This window comes from Caloramator sp. CAR-1 (assembly GCF_030546345.1).
Classification (GTDB): domain Bacteria; phylum Bacillota; class Clostridia; order Clostridiales; family Caloramatoraceae; genus Caloramator; species Caloramator australicus.
Genome location: NZ_JAUONW010000044.1, coordinates 106,111 through 120,816, shown reverse-complemented (window position 1 = coordinate 120,816; position 14,706 = coordinate 106,111). Strand labels below are relative to the sequence as shown.

Annotated in this window: 15 protein-coding genes, 1 tRNA gene and 1 riboswitch; of the genes, 6 read left to right on the top strand and 10 right to left on the bottom strand. The window is 33.3% G+C overall.

What is annotated here, in order from left to right:
• Window positions 1-24: 24 nt before the first annotated feature.
• Entirely contained in the window at window positions 25-1,269 is a 1,245-nt protein-coding gene (locus Q3V94_RS12425) for a DUF1576 domain-containing protein (protein WP_303528158.1), read from the bottom strand.
• A gap of 101 nt (window positions 1,270-1,370) precedes the next feature.
• Here Q3V94_RS12425 and Q3V94_RS12420 point away from each other — a divergent pair, with 101 nt between their 5' ends.
• Window positions 1,371-2,702, top strand: coding sequence for an MATE family efflux transporter (locus Q3V94_RS12420; RefSeq protein ID WP_008908029.1), 1,332 nt, complete (start codon window positions 1,371-1,373; stop codon window positions 2,700-2,702).
• Window positions 2,703-2,738: 36 nt separating this feature from the next.
• Complete coding sequence (locus tag Q3V94_RS12415) at window positions 2,739-4,193, top strand: aminoacyl-histidine dipeptidase (RefSeq protein ID WP_303528155.1); 1,455 nt, start codon at window positions 2,739-2,741, stop codon at window positions 4,191-4,193.
• A 35-nt stretch (window positions 4,194-4,228) separates the two neighbouring features.
• On the opposite strand, the gene Q3V94_RS12410 is transcribed toward Q3V94_RS12415, so the two are convergent.
• Window positions 4,229-4,420, bottom strand: a complete 192-nt coding sequence (locus tag Q3V94_RS12410) for a DUF6485 family protein (RefSeq protein ID WP_008908031.1) — start codon at window positions 4,418-4,420, stop codon at window positions 4,229-4,231.
• A 108-nt stretch (window positions 4,421-4,528) separates the two neighbouring features.
• Between Q3V94_RS12410 and Q3V94_RS12405 the strand changes: the two genes are divergently transcribed.
• The 3 genes from Q3V94_RS12405 to Q3V94_RS12395 all read left to right on the top strand — a co-directional run bounded on the left by Q3V94_RS12405 (window position 4,529) and on the right by Q3V94_RS12395 (window position 5,404).
• The gene (locus tag Q3V94_RS12405) at window positions 4,529-4,906 is read left to right on the top strand and encodes a zinc ribbon domain-containing protein (protein ID WP_303528149.1); all 378 of its coding nucleotides are present in this window, start codon (window positions 4,529-4,531) and stop codon (window positions 4,904-4,906) included.
• Between the two features lie 48 nt (window positions 4,907-4,954).
• A tRNA-Trp gene (locus Q3V94_RS12400) sits at window positions 4,955-5,030 on the top strand.
• 80 nt (window positions 5,031-5,110) lie between these two features.
• On the top strand, window positions 5,111-5,404 hold the full coding sequence (locus Q3V94_RS12395) for a hypothetical protein (protein WP_303528148.1): 294 nt from the start codon (window positions 5,111-5,113) through the stop codon (window positions 5,402-5,404).
• 8 nt (window positions 5,405-5,412) lie between these two features.
• Here Q3V94_RS12395 and Q3V94_RS12390 read toward each other — a convergent pair whose 3' ends face one another.
• The 6 genes from Q3V94_RS12390 to Q3V94_RS12365 form a co-directional block, all read right to left on the bottom strand.
• Window positions 5,413-7,707, bottom strand: a complete 2,295-nt coding sequence (locus Q3V94_RS12390) for a heavy metal translocating P-type ATPase (RefSeq protein ID WP_303528145.1) — start codon at window positions 7,705-7,707, stop codon at window positions 5,413-5,415.
• Window positions 7,708-7,718: 11 nt separating this feature from the next.
• A complete protein-coding gene (locus Q3V94_RS12385) occupies window positions 7,719-8,072 on the bottom strand; it encodes a helix-turn-helix transcriptional regulator (RefSeq protein WP_008908035.1) in 354 nt (117 codons plus the stop codon).
• Between the two features lie 290 nt (window positions 8,073-8,362).
• Window positions 8,363-8,788 carry a ribosomal protein S18-alanine N-acetyltransferase gene (rimI, locus tag Q3V94_RS12380; RefSeq protein ID WP_083852791.1) on the bottom strand — a complete coding sequence of 142 codons (426 nt, stop codon included), beginning with the start codon at window positions 8,786-8,788 and terminating at the stop codon, window positions 8,363-8,365.
• 16 nt (window positions 8,789-8,804) lie between these two features.
• On the bottom strand, window positions 8,805-9,503 hold the full coding sequence (gene tsaB / locus Q3V94_RS12375) for a tRNA (adenosine(37)-N6)-threonylcarbamoyltransferase complex dimerization subunit type 1 TsaB (protein ID WP_008908037.1): 699 nt from the start codon (window positions 9,501-9,503) through the stop codon (window positions 8,805-8,807).
• Window positions 9,500-9,931 carry a tRNA (adenosine(37)-N6)-threonylcarbamoyltransferase complex ATPase subunit type 1 TsaE gene (gene tsaE / locus Q3V94_RS12370; protein WP_008908038.1) on the bottom strand — a complete coding sequence of 144 codons (432 nt, stop codon included), beginning with the start codon at window positions 9,929-9,931 and terminating at the stop codon, window positions 9,500-9,502. Before tsaE ends, tsaB begins: the two co-directional genes overlap by 4 nt.
• A gap of 94 nt (window positions 9,932-10,025) precedes the next feature.
• Window positions 10,026-11,825: a heme NO-binding domain-containing protein gene (locus Q3V94_RS12365; RefSeq protein WP_303528141.1), complete on the bottom strand. Its 1,800-nt coding sequence runs from the start codon at window positions 11,823-11,825 to the stop codon at window positions 10,026-10,028.
• A 134-nt stretch (window positions 11,826-11,959) separates the two neighbouring features.
• Here Q3V94_RS12365 and Q3V94_RS12360 point away from each other — a divergent pair, with 134 nt between their 5' ends.
• Window positions 11,960-13,198: an HD-GYP domain-containing protein gene (locus Q3V94_RS12360; protein WP_008908040.1), complete on the top strand. Its 1,239-nt coding sequence runs from the start codon at window positions 11,960-11,962 to the stop codon at window positions 13,196-13,198.
• A gap of 24 nt (window positions 13,199-13,222) precedes the next feature.
• Here the strand turns inward: Q3V94_RS12360 and Q3V94_RS12355 are convergent, their stop codons facing one another.
• Both Q3V94_RS12355 and Q3V94_RS12350 read right to left on the bottom strand, forming a co-directional pair.
• Window positions 13,223-13,810, bottom strand: coding sequence for an ECF transporter S component (locus Q3V94_RS12355; RefSeq protein WP_040305829.1), 588 nt, complete (start codon window positions 13,808-13,810; stop codon window positions 13,223-13,225).
• Window positions 13,811-13,863: 53 nt separating this feature from the next.
• Window positions 13,864-13,978, bottom strand: a riboswitch (FMN riboswitch).
• A gap of 32 nt (window positions 13,979-14,010) precedes the next feature.
• On the bottom strand, window positions 14,011-14,679 hold the full coding sequence (locus Q3V94_RS12350) for a Crp/Fnr family transcriptional regulator (protein WP_008908042.1): 669 nt from the start codon (window positions 14,677-14,679) through the stop codon (window positions 14,011-14,013).
• Window positions 14,680-14,706 lie beyond the last annotated feature (27 nt).

The window sequence follows — 14,706 nt, the reverse complement described above, 5'->3', positions numbered from 1 at the left end:
CCATCATTTTAAAGTTAAATTTTACTAATATTTATACTCAACATTTTTTCTTAAAATTGCTGAAAAAATTGGAACTAAAACAATAGCGACAATCCCTCCTGCAAAACCATTGTTATAAAGATTTAAACCCCCATGTAAATAGCTCATGTTCATTACAACCGAAACATGGAAAAAACCAGCTATTATTCCAAAAAACCAACCAAATTCTCCTGCAATAGGTGCAAGGTTAGTTCCAAATAACGACGCAAGTATTATCGACTGGGAATTTAATTCCCATATATTCAATACTGAAGAAATCACCGTCCCTAATAGAACTGGTAAAGTATTAACGAGGTGTTTCCCTAGAGCCCCAAAACCAACAATAGTTAAAATTGCACCAATTGCAGGTCCAGTTATTTCCCCTCTTATCAAAAGAACATAAATAATGAAAATTAGACCTAACATTCCCATATTTATAAAGGTTATACCTTCTCCAAAGTCATTAAAGTAATCGCTATAAAGTCTTCCTGTAGTTTTTGAGAGCAGCTTATATTTTTCTATTACCTTCCTTTCATTTAAAAACCCATAGATAATAAAGGCAATAAATATTGCTGAAAACAATAGAGTAAATTTAAAGTTATTACCTGTAGATAAAATGAGCTTTCTCTCAAAATCTATACCAAAGGCCCTAAATTTTGACATCATCATGGTAGCCATAAGCCCCCCGGCAAGTCCCATATTATAAAGGCAATATCCCTGATGAAGTTTTAGTGAAAACTTTGCAAGAGGCGGAAGGCAAAATCCTATAAATACAGCTATTAATATTCCTAAAGATATGCTAAAGGCTTTACCCAATATATTTAAAAAGGCAAGCTGAACAACAGCTGGTGATAATGTGGTTCCAAATAAAGCAATTAGAATATAGTTTTTAAAACTTTCTCTCTGATACAATGAATACAAAAAAACTCCCAATATAGTCGGCCAAATATTTACTATATTTTTACCAAAAAGCGAAAAGCCCACCGTTGTAAAATAGGCAGCAATTAATCCTCCATTTATCTGAAGCCTATTTATTCTGTATAATGTCAAAACTGCAAGTCCAACAAGTCCAGCGTTAAAAAAGGCTCCTTCAATCCCCCCAACCGCAATGTAATCCGTAATTAAAATATCTGATTCTTTAATAATGTCAACAAGTCCCTTTATAATTTTTATTGGTTTTTCAATTATCAATGGTATTACCAAAAGAACTAAATTAAAAATAGAAATCACAAAATAAGATTTATTTCTCAAATTTCATCCCCCTAAAAAATTTAATTGTATTAATTTTTGTTAAATTATATTATAATTATACTGTATTTTTGGCAATTTATCTACAAAGGGTGGGGAACAATATGAAAATAAAAGAAATAAGAAGAAAAATAATTTCTATGATACTTCCTATTACGATAGAAAATATCCTTCAAATGACCGCCGGACTTATATCTATGGCTATGATAGGTAGAATTGACGAAATATCTATAAGTGCAATTGGAATATCAAATAGAATAATTCAATTTATCTGGGCCCTTTTTAAGGGAATAGCAACTGGAGTTACTATATTAGTTGCACAATATTTTGGAGCAAAAAACACTGAAAAACTAAACAAAACAATCCTTCAAGGAATTATAAGTTCAATCCTTTTATCGTTATTATTTTTCATATTAGTTTTTTTTAATTCAAAAGCACTTCTTTTAATATTTAATCCTAAACCTACCCTATTATCCTCTGCCAACCTATATCTTAAGATAACCTCCTTTAGTATTCCCTTTATAGTTCTAATGCTCTTAACAGCCGGGATATTTCAAGGAATGGGGAATGCAAAAACCCCTATGTATGTAACCTTTTCCATGAACATATTAAATATTATATTTAGTTATCTTTTAATCTTCGGAAAATTTAGATTCCCTAAACTTGGCCTTGTAGGGGCAGGAATATCCTATGTTACTTCTTACATATTGGCATCTTTATTAGGATTATTTTTATTAATTAAGAAAAATAAACTATTTAATTTCAAGCCTTCATTTGAAGCAAATCTTATAAAAAGGATATATTTTTTAGGGACCCCATCCTCCTTTGAATCTATATCATGGCAGGTTGCAGCAATAATACTTACAAGGCTTATCCTATCCTTTGGAGAAACAGCCCTTGCTGCATACCAAGTCGGCCTTCAGGCTGAGTCCATCTCCTATATGCCTGCCATAGGTTTTGGAGTTGCTGCAACATCTTTTATTGGGCAGGCAATAGGCGCTAAAAATATAGAGGATGCTAAAATATATTTCAAAGAAATACTAAAGGGTTCCATATTAATTACAAGTATATCTACAATCCTTTTAGTTTTCTTCCCAAAACAGATAATGGGACTTCTAACAAACAGCAAAAACATCATAGAAATCGGTGCCCTATATTTATTCATAATGGGGCTTGTTCAAGTTCCTCAAAACATGTCTATGGTATTTTTAGGAGCCCTAAGGGGCGCAGGGTTTACTCAAGTAACCATGCTTATTGCGCTAATAGGGCTTTGGGGAATTAGAATACCGGGAGTTATATTGGTATCTAAATATCTAAAATTAGGAATAATATATATTTGGATAGTTATGGCACTAGATCTTTTAGTAAGATTTATCCTCAGCATAATTTTATATAAATCAAAAGATATTTACACTAAAGATGATAAAGATTTATAATAAATATTGTGAAAACTTTTTTGTGAGGTGAATTTTATGTCAGTTTTATCCCATCTAGAACCCAAGGAAGTATTCTATTATTTTGAAGAAATCACAAAAATACCCCATGGCTCAGGCAACGAAAAGGCTATAAGCGACTGGCTTGTTAATTTTGCAAAGGAACACAATTTAGAAGTAATCCAAGATAAGACAAACAACATAATCATCAAAAAGCCAGGAACAAAGGGATATGAAAATGCTCCAACTGTAATTTTGCAGGGACACATGGACATGGTTTGCGAAAAGAACAAGGATACTGTCCATGACTTTGAAAAGGATCCTTTAAAACTAAGGATAGAGGGAGATTACATATACGCAACAGGAACTACCCTTGGTGCAGATAACGGAATTGCAATGGCCTATGCCTTAGCAATCCTTGCATCTAAGGATATTCCACATCCTCCCCTTGAAGTTTTATTAACTGTTGAAGAGGAAACTGGAATGGGCGGTGCTATGGCCCTTGATGGTTCACTTTTAAAGGGAAGAATATTAATAAACATGGACTCAGAAGAGGAAGGGAAGCTTCTTGTTAGCTGTGCAGGTGGAGTTAGAACAAGACACATTTTAAATATAGATTGGATTAATGCTCCACAAAATTTAAGCCCATATGTAATAAGCATTAGAGGACTTAAGGGCGGACACTCTGGTATGGAAATAGATAAAGGAAGAGGAAACTCAAATAAGATAATGGGCAGAATCTTAAATGATCTTTTAAATAATATTGAATTTGAACTTGCTGAAATAAACGGCGGTTCAAAGATGAATGCAATCCCAAGGGAATGCGATGCTGTAATTTTAATAGATGAAAAAGATATAGAAAAACTTGAAGCTAAAATAAAGGAATGGGATGCTATATTAAAGAATGAATTAAGTGCATCTGACCCTTCAATATCAGTTTCATTGAACAAATATTCTGCAAAGGTTGAAAAGGTATTTTCAAAGGAAACAAAGGAAAAGGCAATTGCAGCTCTTATGCTAATTCCAAATGGAATCAAAACTATGTCGATGCACATCGAAGGGCTTGTTGAAAGCTCAACAAACCTTGGTGTTGTTGCAACAGAAGGAAATACAGTAAGATTTGAAAGTGCTGTAAGAAGCTCAGTAAGAAGCTTAAAATATGCTATATTAGAAGAGGCAAAAACAGTTGCAAAGGTTCTTGGAATTGAGCTTATAGCAGATTCAGATTATCCAGAATGGCAGTATAATCCAAACAGCAAGATTAGAGAAATAATGATAGATGTATATAAAGAAATGTTTGGAAAAGAACCAGAAATTTATGCTATCCATGCAGGAGTTGAATGTGGTCTTTTAGGAGAAAAACTTGGTGGTGCAGATATGATCTCCTTTGGGCCAAACCTCTATGACGTTCATACTCCAGAAGAACACATGAGCATATCGTCAGTTCAAAGAATGTGGAAGTATCTTCTAAACGTTCTCTCTGCAATAAAATAATTATATAAAAAAGAGCCCTCTTTAATAGAGGGCTCTTATTTTCCTCTATCCTTTATAAAATTCCTAATCGATCTATCCCAAGTAGCTTCCCCCTCTTTAGTAAAAAAGCATCCTGGGATCTCGCCTTTACTTCTATGATAGGCAACACATTCACAGCATTTTCCCCTTCTTGAACATGACGTATATGTGCACGTGCAGCCCTTAAGATTTTTTGAAACGCAATCCATAAACATCCCCCTTTAAAATTTTTTATTTTTAGTATATCAGTCCTAAATTTATTCATCAATAAAAATTATGCTATAATATTAATAGACAGCCTCAAGGGAGGTATGAACATGTTTTTTATAGGCATATTTGGAATAGAAACAAAGCAGTATGAGGTAAAAGAAGTTAGTAATGTAATTTGTAAAAAATGTGGCCGAATGTCTTCTTACAAACTCATTAAGCAATATAATATGTTTCATTTTTTCTTTATTCCTATTTTTAAGTGGAATATTAGATATTTTTTGATTTCTAGATGCTGCGAGTCAATATTTGAAATTTCAATGGATTATGGCAAGGAACTTGAAAGACAAAAAGAGCCTATAATCAATGATAATGAACTAACAGAACTAAACTTTGATTATGGGTATCTTAAAAAATGCCCATACTGTTTAGCAGAGATTGACACCAATTACAAATATTGTCCTTACTGCGGTCACAAAATTAATTAATTTCCTATTGATTTTTATTTAAAATCAATATATAATATATATTGTCTTAGGGGTATAGCTCAATTGGTAGAGTAGCGGTCTCCAAAACCGTTGGTTGGGGGTTCGAGTCCCTCTGCCCCTGCCAAAAGCCAAGCTAAAAGCTTGGCTTTTTTTATTAACTCTTTTAGCTATCCCTTCATATCATAATACTAAGGGGGGATAGCAATGGGAATGCCTAATATACCAGATATTAGTCCTACAATAAACTTAAGGGACAATGACGTTATAAATCTTCTTTTAGCTTCAATTGCACTTGAAGAATTTAGCTTAGCTGCTATAATGAATGCAGAGGCAGAAAAGATTCAAGAGCTTTTAGGAAGCAGAAATTGCCCATCCTTACAGGACATGATAACCCTCGATAAATCAGTAGAAAGAATACTAAGGGATGTTATCAAAAAAGAAATACTATTAGAATTTAAGTTTGAAAACATTCTTGATCTACTAGAAGCAAGAGGATAGCATTAAAACTATCCTCTTGTTATTCTTATTGAGTTTAAAACCGCTAAAAGGGCTACTCCAACATCTGCAAAAACTGCCTCCCACATGTTTGCTATTCCAAAGGATGCTATAATCATAACGAGTATCTTGACAAATAAAGCAAGATAAATGTTTTGCCATACTATTTTTTTAGTCTTTTTCGCTATATTCATGGCAGTTAAAATATTTTTAATCTGATCGTTCATAATAACTATATCTGCAGCTTCAATAGCAGCATCTTGGCCTAAAGCTCCCATCGCAATGCCTATATCTGCTCTTGCTATAACCGGTGCATCGTTAATCCCATCTCCTACGAAAATTATTTTTCCATTTTCCTTTTGAATTTCTAGCTCCTCAAGTTTTTCCACCTTTTGATCAGGCAAAAGACCATAATAATAGTCATCAAGGGCAAGCTTTTCTGCAACATCTGATGCTACATCTTTGTGGTCTCCTGTAAGCATTACTGTTCTAACACCCATCTTCTTAAGGAAATCAATTGTCATCTTTGCGTCCTCTTTAATTTCATCTTCAATAACTATGCATCCTATAAATTTACCATCTACAGCTACATAAACCTTAGTTCCCACATCGTAATCTTCCCTTATATTAATTCCTCTATCTATCATAAGTTTTGCGTTTCCAACCAAAACCTCATTATCGTCTATCCTTGCCTCTATTCCAAATCCTGATATTTCCTTGTGTTCCTTTATTCTCGACTTATCTATGTCCCCATATTCTTTTAAAATACATTGTGCGATAGGATGATTAGAATAAAATTCTGCATAGGCTGCATATTCCAAAACCTTAACTTTATCAATTCCACCTTCTGACATTATATTTTTTATCCTAAGCTTTCCCTTAGTTAGTGTCCCAGTCTTATCAAAAACTGCCATATTGACATAATTTAAAGCTTCAAGATAGTTGCTTCCCTTTACCAAAATCCCATTTTTTGATGCTGCACCAATTCCTCCAAAAAATCCAAGGGGAATTGAAATAACTAAGGCACATGGGCAGGATACTACAAGGAAAATTAAAGCTCTATATATCCAAGGAGAAAAGGGCTGTCTTAGTATTATCGGTGGCACACATGCTATTAAAAGGGCTAATAAAACTACTATCGGAGTATAAACCCTCGCAAATTTGGTTATAAAATTTTCAGTTTTAGCCTTTCTTCTATTTGCTCCCTCTACAAGCTCTAAAATTTTATTAACTTGAGATGCCTTAAATTCTTTAGTTACTTTTATCTTCAATACCCCGCTCTTATTTATAAACCCCGCTAAAACCTCATCTCCTACAGCAACATCCTTTAAAACTGACTCTCCTGTAAGGGCAGATGTATCTAAGCTTGAATTCCCTGCTATAATTATTCCATCAAGGGGAACCTTCTCTCCAGCTTTAACAACGATAATATCCCCTATTTTAACATCATCAGGATTAACCCTTTTTAATTCATGCCCAACCATTAAATTTGCATAGTCAGGTCTTATATCTAAAAGCGCTTTTATTGATTTTCTTGACCTTTCAACGGCTAAATCTTGAAGCGTTTCACCAACTTTGTAAAAAAGCATTACGGAAACCGCTTCGGGCATCTCACCAATTATAAAGGCACCTATGGTTGCAATTGACATTAGAAAATTTTCATCAAAAACTTGTCCATTTTTTATATTTTTAACTGCCTTTAGCAATATATCATATCCTATAATTACATAAGACAAAATGAACAATACTTGTCTTAAACTATTCTCAAATAAAAATGCCAATAAAAACAAAGTGGTTCCCAATACGATAAATATAGTCTCTCTATTCAAATTGGTTTTAACCTTAATTTCCTTTTCTTCAACTTTAACATCAGGTTCGTATTTATTGACGATTAATTTTATTTGGGACAAAATATCCTCCCAGTTTTTCTCATCATCTATAGTAAGTATTAGCTTTTGAGAACTTATATTAATAGAAGCATCCTTAACTCCATATATGTTTTTTACATCCTTTTCAATCTTAGCAGCACAATTAGCACAGTTAAGCCCAACTAAGATTAGGGTTTTATTTAACATTCTCTTTATAGTCTTTTCTTTTATTATAATATCAGGCTCTATCGACAAAATTATCCTTTCAATTTCATCGAATATTATTTCATAATTATCTGTATCTATATCAATCGCAAGGGTTTTATTTACAAAATCTATAGAAGCATCCTTAACACCGTTTAACTGTCTAATTTTTCCTTCCATCTTCGATGCACAATTGGCACATCCAAGTCCATATAAAATAAATTCCTTTCTCAAAAAAAACCCCCCTATTCTTCACCAATATGCGACAATCCCAAATCAAAAATCATCTTTACATGTTCATCATCAAGAGAATAATAAACAACCTTACCTTCCTTTCTAAACTTCACAAGCCTTGCAGCCTTTAAAACTCTTAATTGATGTGATACCGCAGATTGGCTCATGTTTAATAAAGCTGCAATATCGCAAACACACATTTCAGATTCAAAAAGGGCACAGATTATCTTTATCCTCGTTGAATCACCAAGAACCTTAAATAGGTCAGCTACATCATATAATCTTTCTTCCTCCGGCATCAAATTCTTAACTTTTTCAATAACATCCTCATGAACAACTGTGCAGGAACATCTTTCTATTTCCATCCAATCACCTCTTATATGAATATATGTTCATATGTTCAATATTATGTTACCACTTTCCCCCTTCATTGTCAACAAAAAAAGGCTGCCATTGGCAGCCTTACAGATTGTAAACAAACCTTCTTTGGTATTCAGATTTTGCAAAAGCCCCGTGAATGGATTTCAAAAAGGCATCTCTCATAAGCTTTAGCAATTAGAATTGCTTAGCGAAATGAGCGAATGCCAGGGAAATCCTTCACGGGGCTAATCATAAATAACTTTTTCAATAGTCTGAAAGGCTGCCATTGGCAGCCTTATAAATCATACTTCCACATTATAATCGCATCCTCACCGGTATCCGAATAATATCCCTTTCTTCTTGCAACTTCAATAAAACCGTATTTTTTATATAAATTTATCGCAACTGTATTGCTAACTCTAACCTCTAAAGTTAATGCATGTATTTTATTTTCCCTCGATATATTTATAATATCCTCCAAGAGCATATTCCCAAGGCCTATCCCTCTAAATTCAGGGTGAACGGCGATGTTTGTAATATGTCCCTCTCCATATAAAAGCCAAAGTCCGTAATAACCTACAACCCTTGCATCCTTTTCAATAACCCTATACTTTGCAACTTTATTTCGTGTTATCTCCGACAAAAAAGCCTCGTAAGTCCAAGGCGTTTTAAAACTCAAATGTTCAATCTTAACAACATCATCTATATCCTCAAGCTTCATATCCCTTATTAAAAAGTCACTCAAGCTTTATTCCCACCTTTTTCTCATATTCCCTTTCAGCTTGGGATTTTCTTATGTAAATGGGACTAAAGGTAAATATATCATCCTCCATCCCTTCCATAAGCCTTAAAAGGGCAAGCTCCCCAAGGGCACTTGCCCTTGGTAAGTTTGAAGTATTAGTTGAAAGGTAAAAATTATTGCCCTCCAGCTTTTTCCTATGGATTTTTACAGCATCTCCACAAAATAGTGTTTTTTCTTCCTTTACCCTTTCAATAAGTTCGTCTATATGCAAAGCTTCATAATCGCTAATTTTTATGAGCCTTCCCCTTTCAAATCTATAAAGAGCAGTATAAACATTATCCCTTAAGGCATCCATTATAGGGACAATAACTCCATCGAATCCAACCTGCATAAAAGCCATTGCATCCAAGCTTGAAACTCCAATAAATTTTAAATTCTTCCCTTGAGCTATTCCCTTTGCTGCAGCAACTCCTATCCTAAGACCTGTAAAGGATCCTGGACCACCGGATACAGCAACTGCATTTATATCATCCACAGATAAATCCAAAGTTTTAAACATATCTTCTATTAAAGGAAAGATCAAAACAGAATGCTGAAGCTTATTGTTTATAAAAATTTCACCCTCAACCTTTTCTTCAGTAACTATCGCAACTGATGCTACAAAAGAGGAGGATTCTATTGCTAATACCCTCACAATATCAGCTCCTTATTAAAATTTAAAATTTCTATCTCCCTTGTATTGTCATCTAAAATCCTAATATTTATCTTTATTGTATAGTCTGGCAAAAGCTCCTCAACTAGATTGCCCCACTCAATAACAGAAACACCTTCACCGTATATGTATTCCTCAAAACCTATCTCATAAAGCTCTGATATATCTGAAATCCTATAAACATCAAAATGATATAGGGGCATTTTACCATCGTATTCATTAACTATAGTGAAGGTTGGACTTGTAATATCCTCATGGACTTCTAATCCCTTTGCTATACCCTTAACAAGATGGGTTTTTCCTGCACCCAAATCCCCGTTTAAGCTTATTACATCTCCTTTTTTCAAAAGCTTTGCAATCTTTAACCCTATTTCAAAGGTCATCTCCTGCGAATTGGACTTTACCTTCATCCTTCCACATCCTTTAGTAAAATTCATATATATTTTATAATACCAATTGGCATTTTACAACAAAAATATCCCTAAAAGGGAATCCTTTTAGGGATTATAGTCTATAAAGATCAATATCCTCCTTAAATTGTTCCGTCATCCTTTTAAATTCAGAAATATTATGGGTGAGCTTTTTAATTTCTTCTGCATAGGTTGCAACATTAGCGCTAACCTCCTCAGAAGATGCAGAGTTTTCTTCGGCAATTGCTGCAAGGGATTCAATTTTGCCATAAATCTCAGCTATTGACTCAGTTTCCCTTTCAAGTCTATTAGAAGTTTCAATCATCTTACCTGCAACTTGAACTATCTTATCTTTAGCTACCCCGCTCTTTTCTATAGCATCCTTCAATACAATACTTTCATTGCTAAGTTCATCAAATTGAACTCCTATTCCACCAACTAAACTATCAATGTCCTCAATGAACTTTGTAAGATTTTCATTGATTTCATTGACAGCCCTTTGGGACTCCTCTGCAAGCTTTCTAACCTCATCTGCAACAACTGCAAAGCCTCTTCCTGCTTCTCCTGCCCTTGCTGCCTCAATTGAAGCATTTAAGGCTAAAAGGTTTGTTTGGGCAGCAATTGATGATACCATTGAAACGATTTCTGTTATTCCCTTTGCCCTTTTTTGTAATTCTTGGCTGTTTTCTATTACATTTGAAAATTCATTTAAAATTTTATTTAATTTATCTACCGTATTGCTTACATTAGCAAAACTATCTTCTATCTTTTCAACAGCATCCTCAAGCTCATCTTTGTTTTGTATCTCGATCTGAACGACTGTCTTTATAGATTCAACATTATCGTTCAATAGGGCCACGGAGGATTCCGTCTCCTGTGCCTGCATCATGGCAGCACCTGCAACCTGCTCAACCACTGAAGATATCTCATTTGAAGTTATGTTCATCTTTTCTGCTATATCTGAAAGTTTTCCGGAGAAGGTATTCATCTCATCCGTCATACCCTTAAAGGATACAAAATCCTGTCTAACCTTGGTCTTATACATCTTTAATAGATTGAATATTTCTTCAAAAACGTCCGTTGTCTCTATATCCAATTTTTCTGAATAATCATTGTTGTTTATTTTTCCTATCTCTTCCTTTATTACATCAAAGGGTTTTGTTAAAAGATAGGAAGCTATAAAGGGTGAAAGTAAAGCATAGACAAAGGAAATAAAACCTGCAATTTCTTTATTTATAGCAATTGTAATTCCATTTAATATCGAATATATTATAAAACTTAAAAGGGCAATTTTAACGTTTAAATTTTTAGTTATTCCAAAGGAAAATAACTTGTTTAACCTATACTTTTTCTTAATATATATTTCATCTTGAAAGGTTAACTTTAGCTTTAGCATATCCTGCGTCTTTTCTATCTGTTCTACTTCAATTTTTTCATTAAAATATTTAGATGCGCCTTCTAAAAGTCCCAAAAAGTAATCAAACATTCCCCTTTTGGATCTATAAGTAAAAATAGCCTCCCTTGAGGAAATAGCTTCAAGGTCTAGAATAGGTGGCCTTGCACCTGTAATCCTTTTTGTTACTTGTCTGTGAACATCGTTCATGGATTTTAAAAATCCATAAAGACTGTCATGTTTAAAAAAGGCAGGATAATCCTTTGACCAAGTAAATACGTTATCTATTCCAATTTCCCTCCAAAGAGCTTCATAGGATTTTCCTGAAAGCTTTGCTATATTTGATATTAGTTTATATACCTTTTCATCTTCAACATCCTCCAAAGGTGAAAAAATTTTATCCCTACTAAAGCCGATAAACTCAAGGGATTTGTCAACAATCTCATTATTTGTAATTTTCCTACAAGTTCTTATCCATGTAGAAACCGCAGTTCCCTTCATTTTAACACCCCCAAATTCATTATAACATTTCGGACAAAATTCTTCAACAAATAACAATTATCTTTAAGAAGAGTGGAATTTCGTTAAAATTAAGTTTATAATAACCTTGTAACAAAAATTTAAAGGGTGATAATATGCTAAAATTAAATTCCCATGATTTATTGTCCTCCTTAAGCCTTGCCATTGATCTTTGTGAATATGCTACCTTTAATGAAAATATTAATTCAAAAAATGATTTTTTGGGGTCAACCTTTCAACATAAATTTTTAAATCATTCCAAAAGAACAACATATATATCAATGAAAATAGGTCAAAAAATTTCAAAGGATAAAATATTCTTAAGAAATTTATTTGTTACTTCCTCCCTTCATGATATAGGTATAACTGGGACCGGTCAACTAATAGAGGCCCATTTAAAATCTGAATTTATATTAAAACATAGTAACAACGGGAGCATCCTTATAGATAAACTTCCATTAAACAAAACTATTTCAGATGCCGTTAAGTTTCATCATGAAAACTATGATGGGACAGGTCCCTTCATGCTAAAAGGAGATGAAATTCCATTAATCTCCCAAATAATTAGGCTCTCAGATGCCTTTGAGCTTATGTATGATGAAAATATCCCTAATTTCATGCAAAGGCAGTTTATATTGGATAATATTAAATCAAGTAAAGGAAAATTATTTTCACCCTACATTGTAGATCTATTTTTAGATGTGCAATCAAAGGAATATTTTTGGTGGGATGTTGAAAACATAGGCAATTTTCAAGATATATTTGATTCTATAAAGCCTGAAATAATAAGCACATTTACATTAGAAGAACTAAGGCAAATGTCATATGTGTTTGCCGACATAATAGATAAAAAAAGCCCCTTTACTTACACACATTCCACAAATCTTACAAAATTAGCATTAAAAATAGCTGCTTATTTGGGCTTCGATGAGGAAAAAAGAGTTAAATTTGAAATTGCAGCCCTCCTTCACGATGCTGGGAAACTTGCCATCCCAAATTCAATTCTAAATAAAAACGGTGCTTTAGACTCTAGAGAAATAAATATAATAAAAAGCCATACCTATTATACAAGGTTGATTCTTTCAAGAGTAAAGGGACTTGAGGATATTACCAACTGGGCTGCAAATCATCACGAAAAACTAGATGGAAGTGGATATCCATTAGGTCTTGATAAAGAAGGATTATCTTTAGAAGAAAGGATTATGGCAGTTTGTGATATATACGAGGCTTTGACTGCAGATAGACCCTATAGAAAAGGGCTTCAAAAGGATAAGGCCATAAGTATAATTCAATCTATGGTTGACAAAGGAGAAATATGCAGCACAGCACTAAAATATCTTAAGGAAGTAATATAAGGCACCCTTAGGTGCCTTATATTTTTATTTATGGAGTATCGGCGATACCCTTTTGTATATAAGAATAGTTATTAGCGATGCAAAAGTTCCTTTTAACAAATTAAACGGTGCTATGCTATATACAATTAAGGAATTAACGTCCTTTATGTTCTTATTAACTTTAGATGCCCATTCTACAATTGCGCTTATTGGGAAACCTAAAACTTTTTCATATAAAGGTAAAAGCACAAAATAGTTTAATAGTGATGCTGATATCACCATTATTACTACTCCTAAAAGCAGGCCAACCATTGCTCCTTTTCTTGATTTGTTTTTAGAATAAATATAGGCTGCAGGGAGAACAAAGGAACACCCAACTAAAAAATTTGCCATCTCGCCTATTCCTGCCGTTTGACTTTTGATCACAAAATGGAGTAAATTTTTCATAAGTTCAATTAAAATTCCTGACAAGGGTCCTAGTGCAAAGGCTCCAATAAGAACAGGAACTTCACTCAAATCGATTTTTAAAAAGTCTGGGAAAATAGGAAGGGCAAATTCAAAAAACATAAGAATAAGAGCAATTGCAGAAAGAATAGAAATTTTGATCATTTTTGATAGATTTTTTGACTTGATTTTTTCCATAAAAAAACCTCCCTTTTTTTAGGGGCAAAGGGAGAAAAAGATAATAATACCTTCTCCCATCCAGACTTTAACTGTCGGCCCTGGAATTTCACCAGGTCAGCCTTTCGGCTCGCGGGCTTTACCGCCGGTCGGGAATTTCACCCTGCCCCGAAGATATTCTGTATATATATTATCAAATTTTTCTAATAATTTCAAGAAGTTTTTATTTCCAATAATCTACCATATTCTTTTATTATTATTTGTTTTCTATTCCCTTCTATTATACCTTTCCCTTTTAAATCAGATAGCATCCTTGATACAGTTTCCCGCGACATGTTTAAAAGTTTAGAAATTTCTCCTATGTTTATATCTAAATCAATAGTAATCTTACCATCTTCTTCCCTTCCAAAAATATTAATATGTTCTATTAAAAAGTTAATAAAAATTTGTTTGCTGTCCTTTAACATTAAATTAGCCTGCCTTATGTTGAGATTTCTAAAGGATTTTATAACTAAAAAAGAAATTAAATCCCTAAGTTCCGAAGAAAATTGCAGCCTTTTTTTAAGGTATAATGCATCTACAGCTAAAACAACACAGCTTGTTAGAGCCTTATAGGTTGCAATTTCCTCCATACCTAAATAGGAGGATAAGGCAAAAAGCTCTCCAGGAAGAACATATCCAACAGAATATTCCCTTTCTTCAATATCCTTTTTAATCAAAATAACCTTTCCCGTATCTAAAAAATATATATAATCATCCTTAAAGGCTTCTCTTGTAATTATTTCATTTTTAAAGTAAATGATTCTTTTTAGTCCACCTTTAAGTTCGTTTTCTAATATTTTTCTATAGTCAACCCCAACCATGAATGTATCTTTTTTCATCCTACCCTCTCCCTTTTAAGGCTACAA

Excerpts from the sequence above, each read along its gene's own strand:
- Q3V94_RS12420 (WP_008908029.1), top strand. The coding sequence starts at position 1,371 with ATGAAAATAAAAGAAATAAGAAGAAAAATAATTTCTATGATACTTCCT.
- Q3V94_RS12405 (WP_303528149.1), top strand. The coding sequence starts at position 4,529 with ATGTTTTTTATAGGCATATTTGGAATAGAAACAAAGCAGTATGAGGTA.
- Q3V94_RS12385 (WP_008908035.1), bottom strand. The coding sequence starts at position 8,072 with ATGGAAATAGAAAGATGTTCCTGCACAGTTGTTCATGAGGATGTTATT.
- Q3V94_RS12415 (WP_303528155.1), top strand. The coding sequence starts at position 2,739 with ATGTCAGTTTTATCCCATCTAGAACCCAAGGAAGTATTCTATTATTTT.
- Q3V94_RS12410 (WP_008908031.1), bottom strand. The coding sequence starts at position 4,420 with ATGGATTGCGTTTCAAAAAATCTTAAGGGCTGCACGTGCACATATACG.
- rimI (WP_083852791.1), bottom strand. The coding sequence starts at position 8,788 with ATGAAGCTTGAGGATATAGATGATGTTGTTAAGATTGAACATTTGAGT.
- Q3V94_RS12350 (WP_008908042.1), bottom strand. The coding sequence starts at position 14,679 with ATGAAAAAAGATACATTCATGGTTGGGGTTGACTATAGAAAAATATTA.
- Q3V94_RS12365 (WP_303528141.1), bottom strand. The coding sequence starts at position 11,825 with ATGAAGGGAACTGCGGTTTCTACATGGATAAGAACTTGTAGGAAAATT.
- Q3V94_RS12360 (WP_008908040.1), top strand. The coding sequence starts at position 11,960 with ATGCTAAAATTAAATTCCCATGATTTATTGTCCTCCTTAAGCCTTGCC.
- Q3V94_RS12395 (WP_303528148.1), top strand. The coding sequence starts at position 5,111 with ATGGGAATGCCTAATATACCAGATATTAGTCCTACAATAAACTTAAGG.
- tsaE (WP_008908038.1), bottom strand. The coding sequence starts at position 9,931 with ATGAAGGTAAAGTCCAATTCGCAGGAGATGACCTTTGAAATAGGGTTA.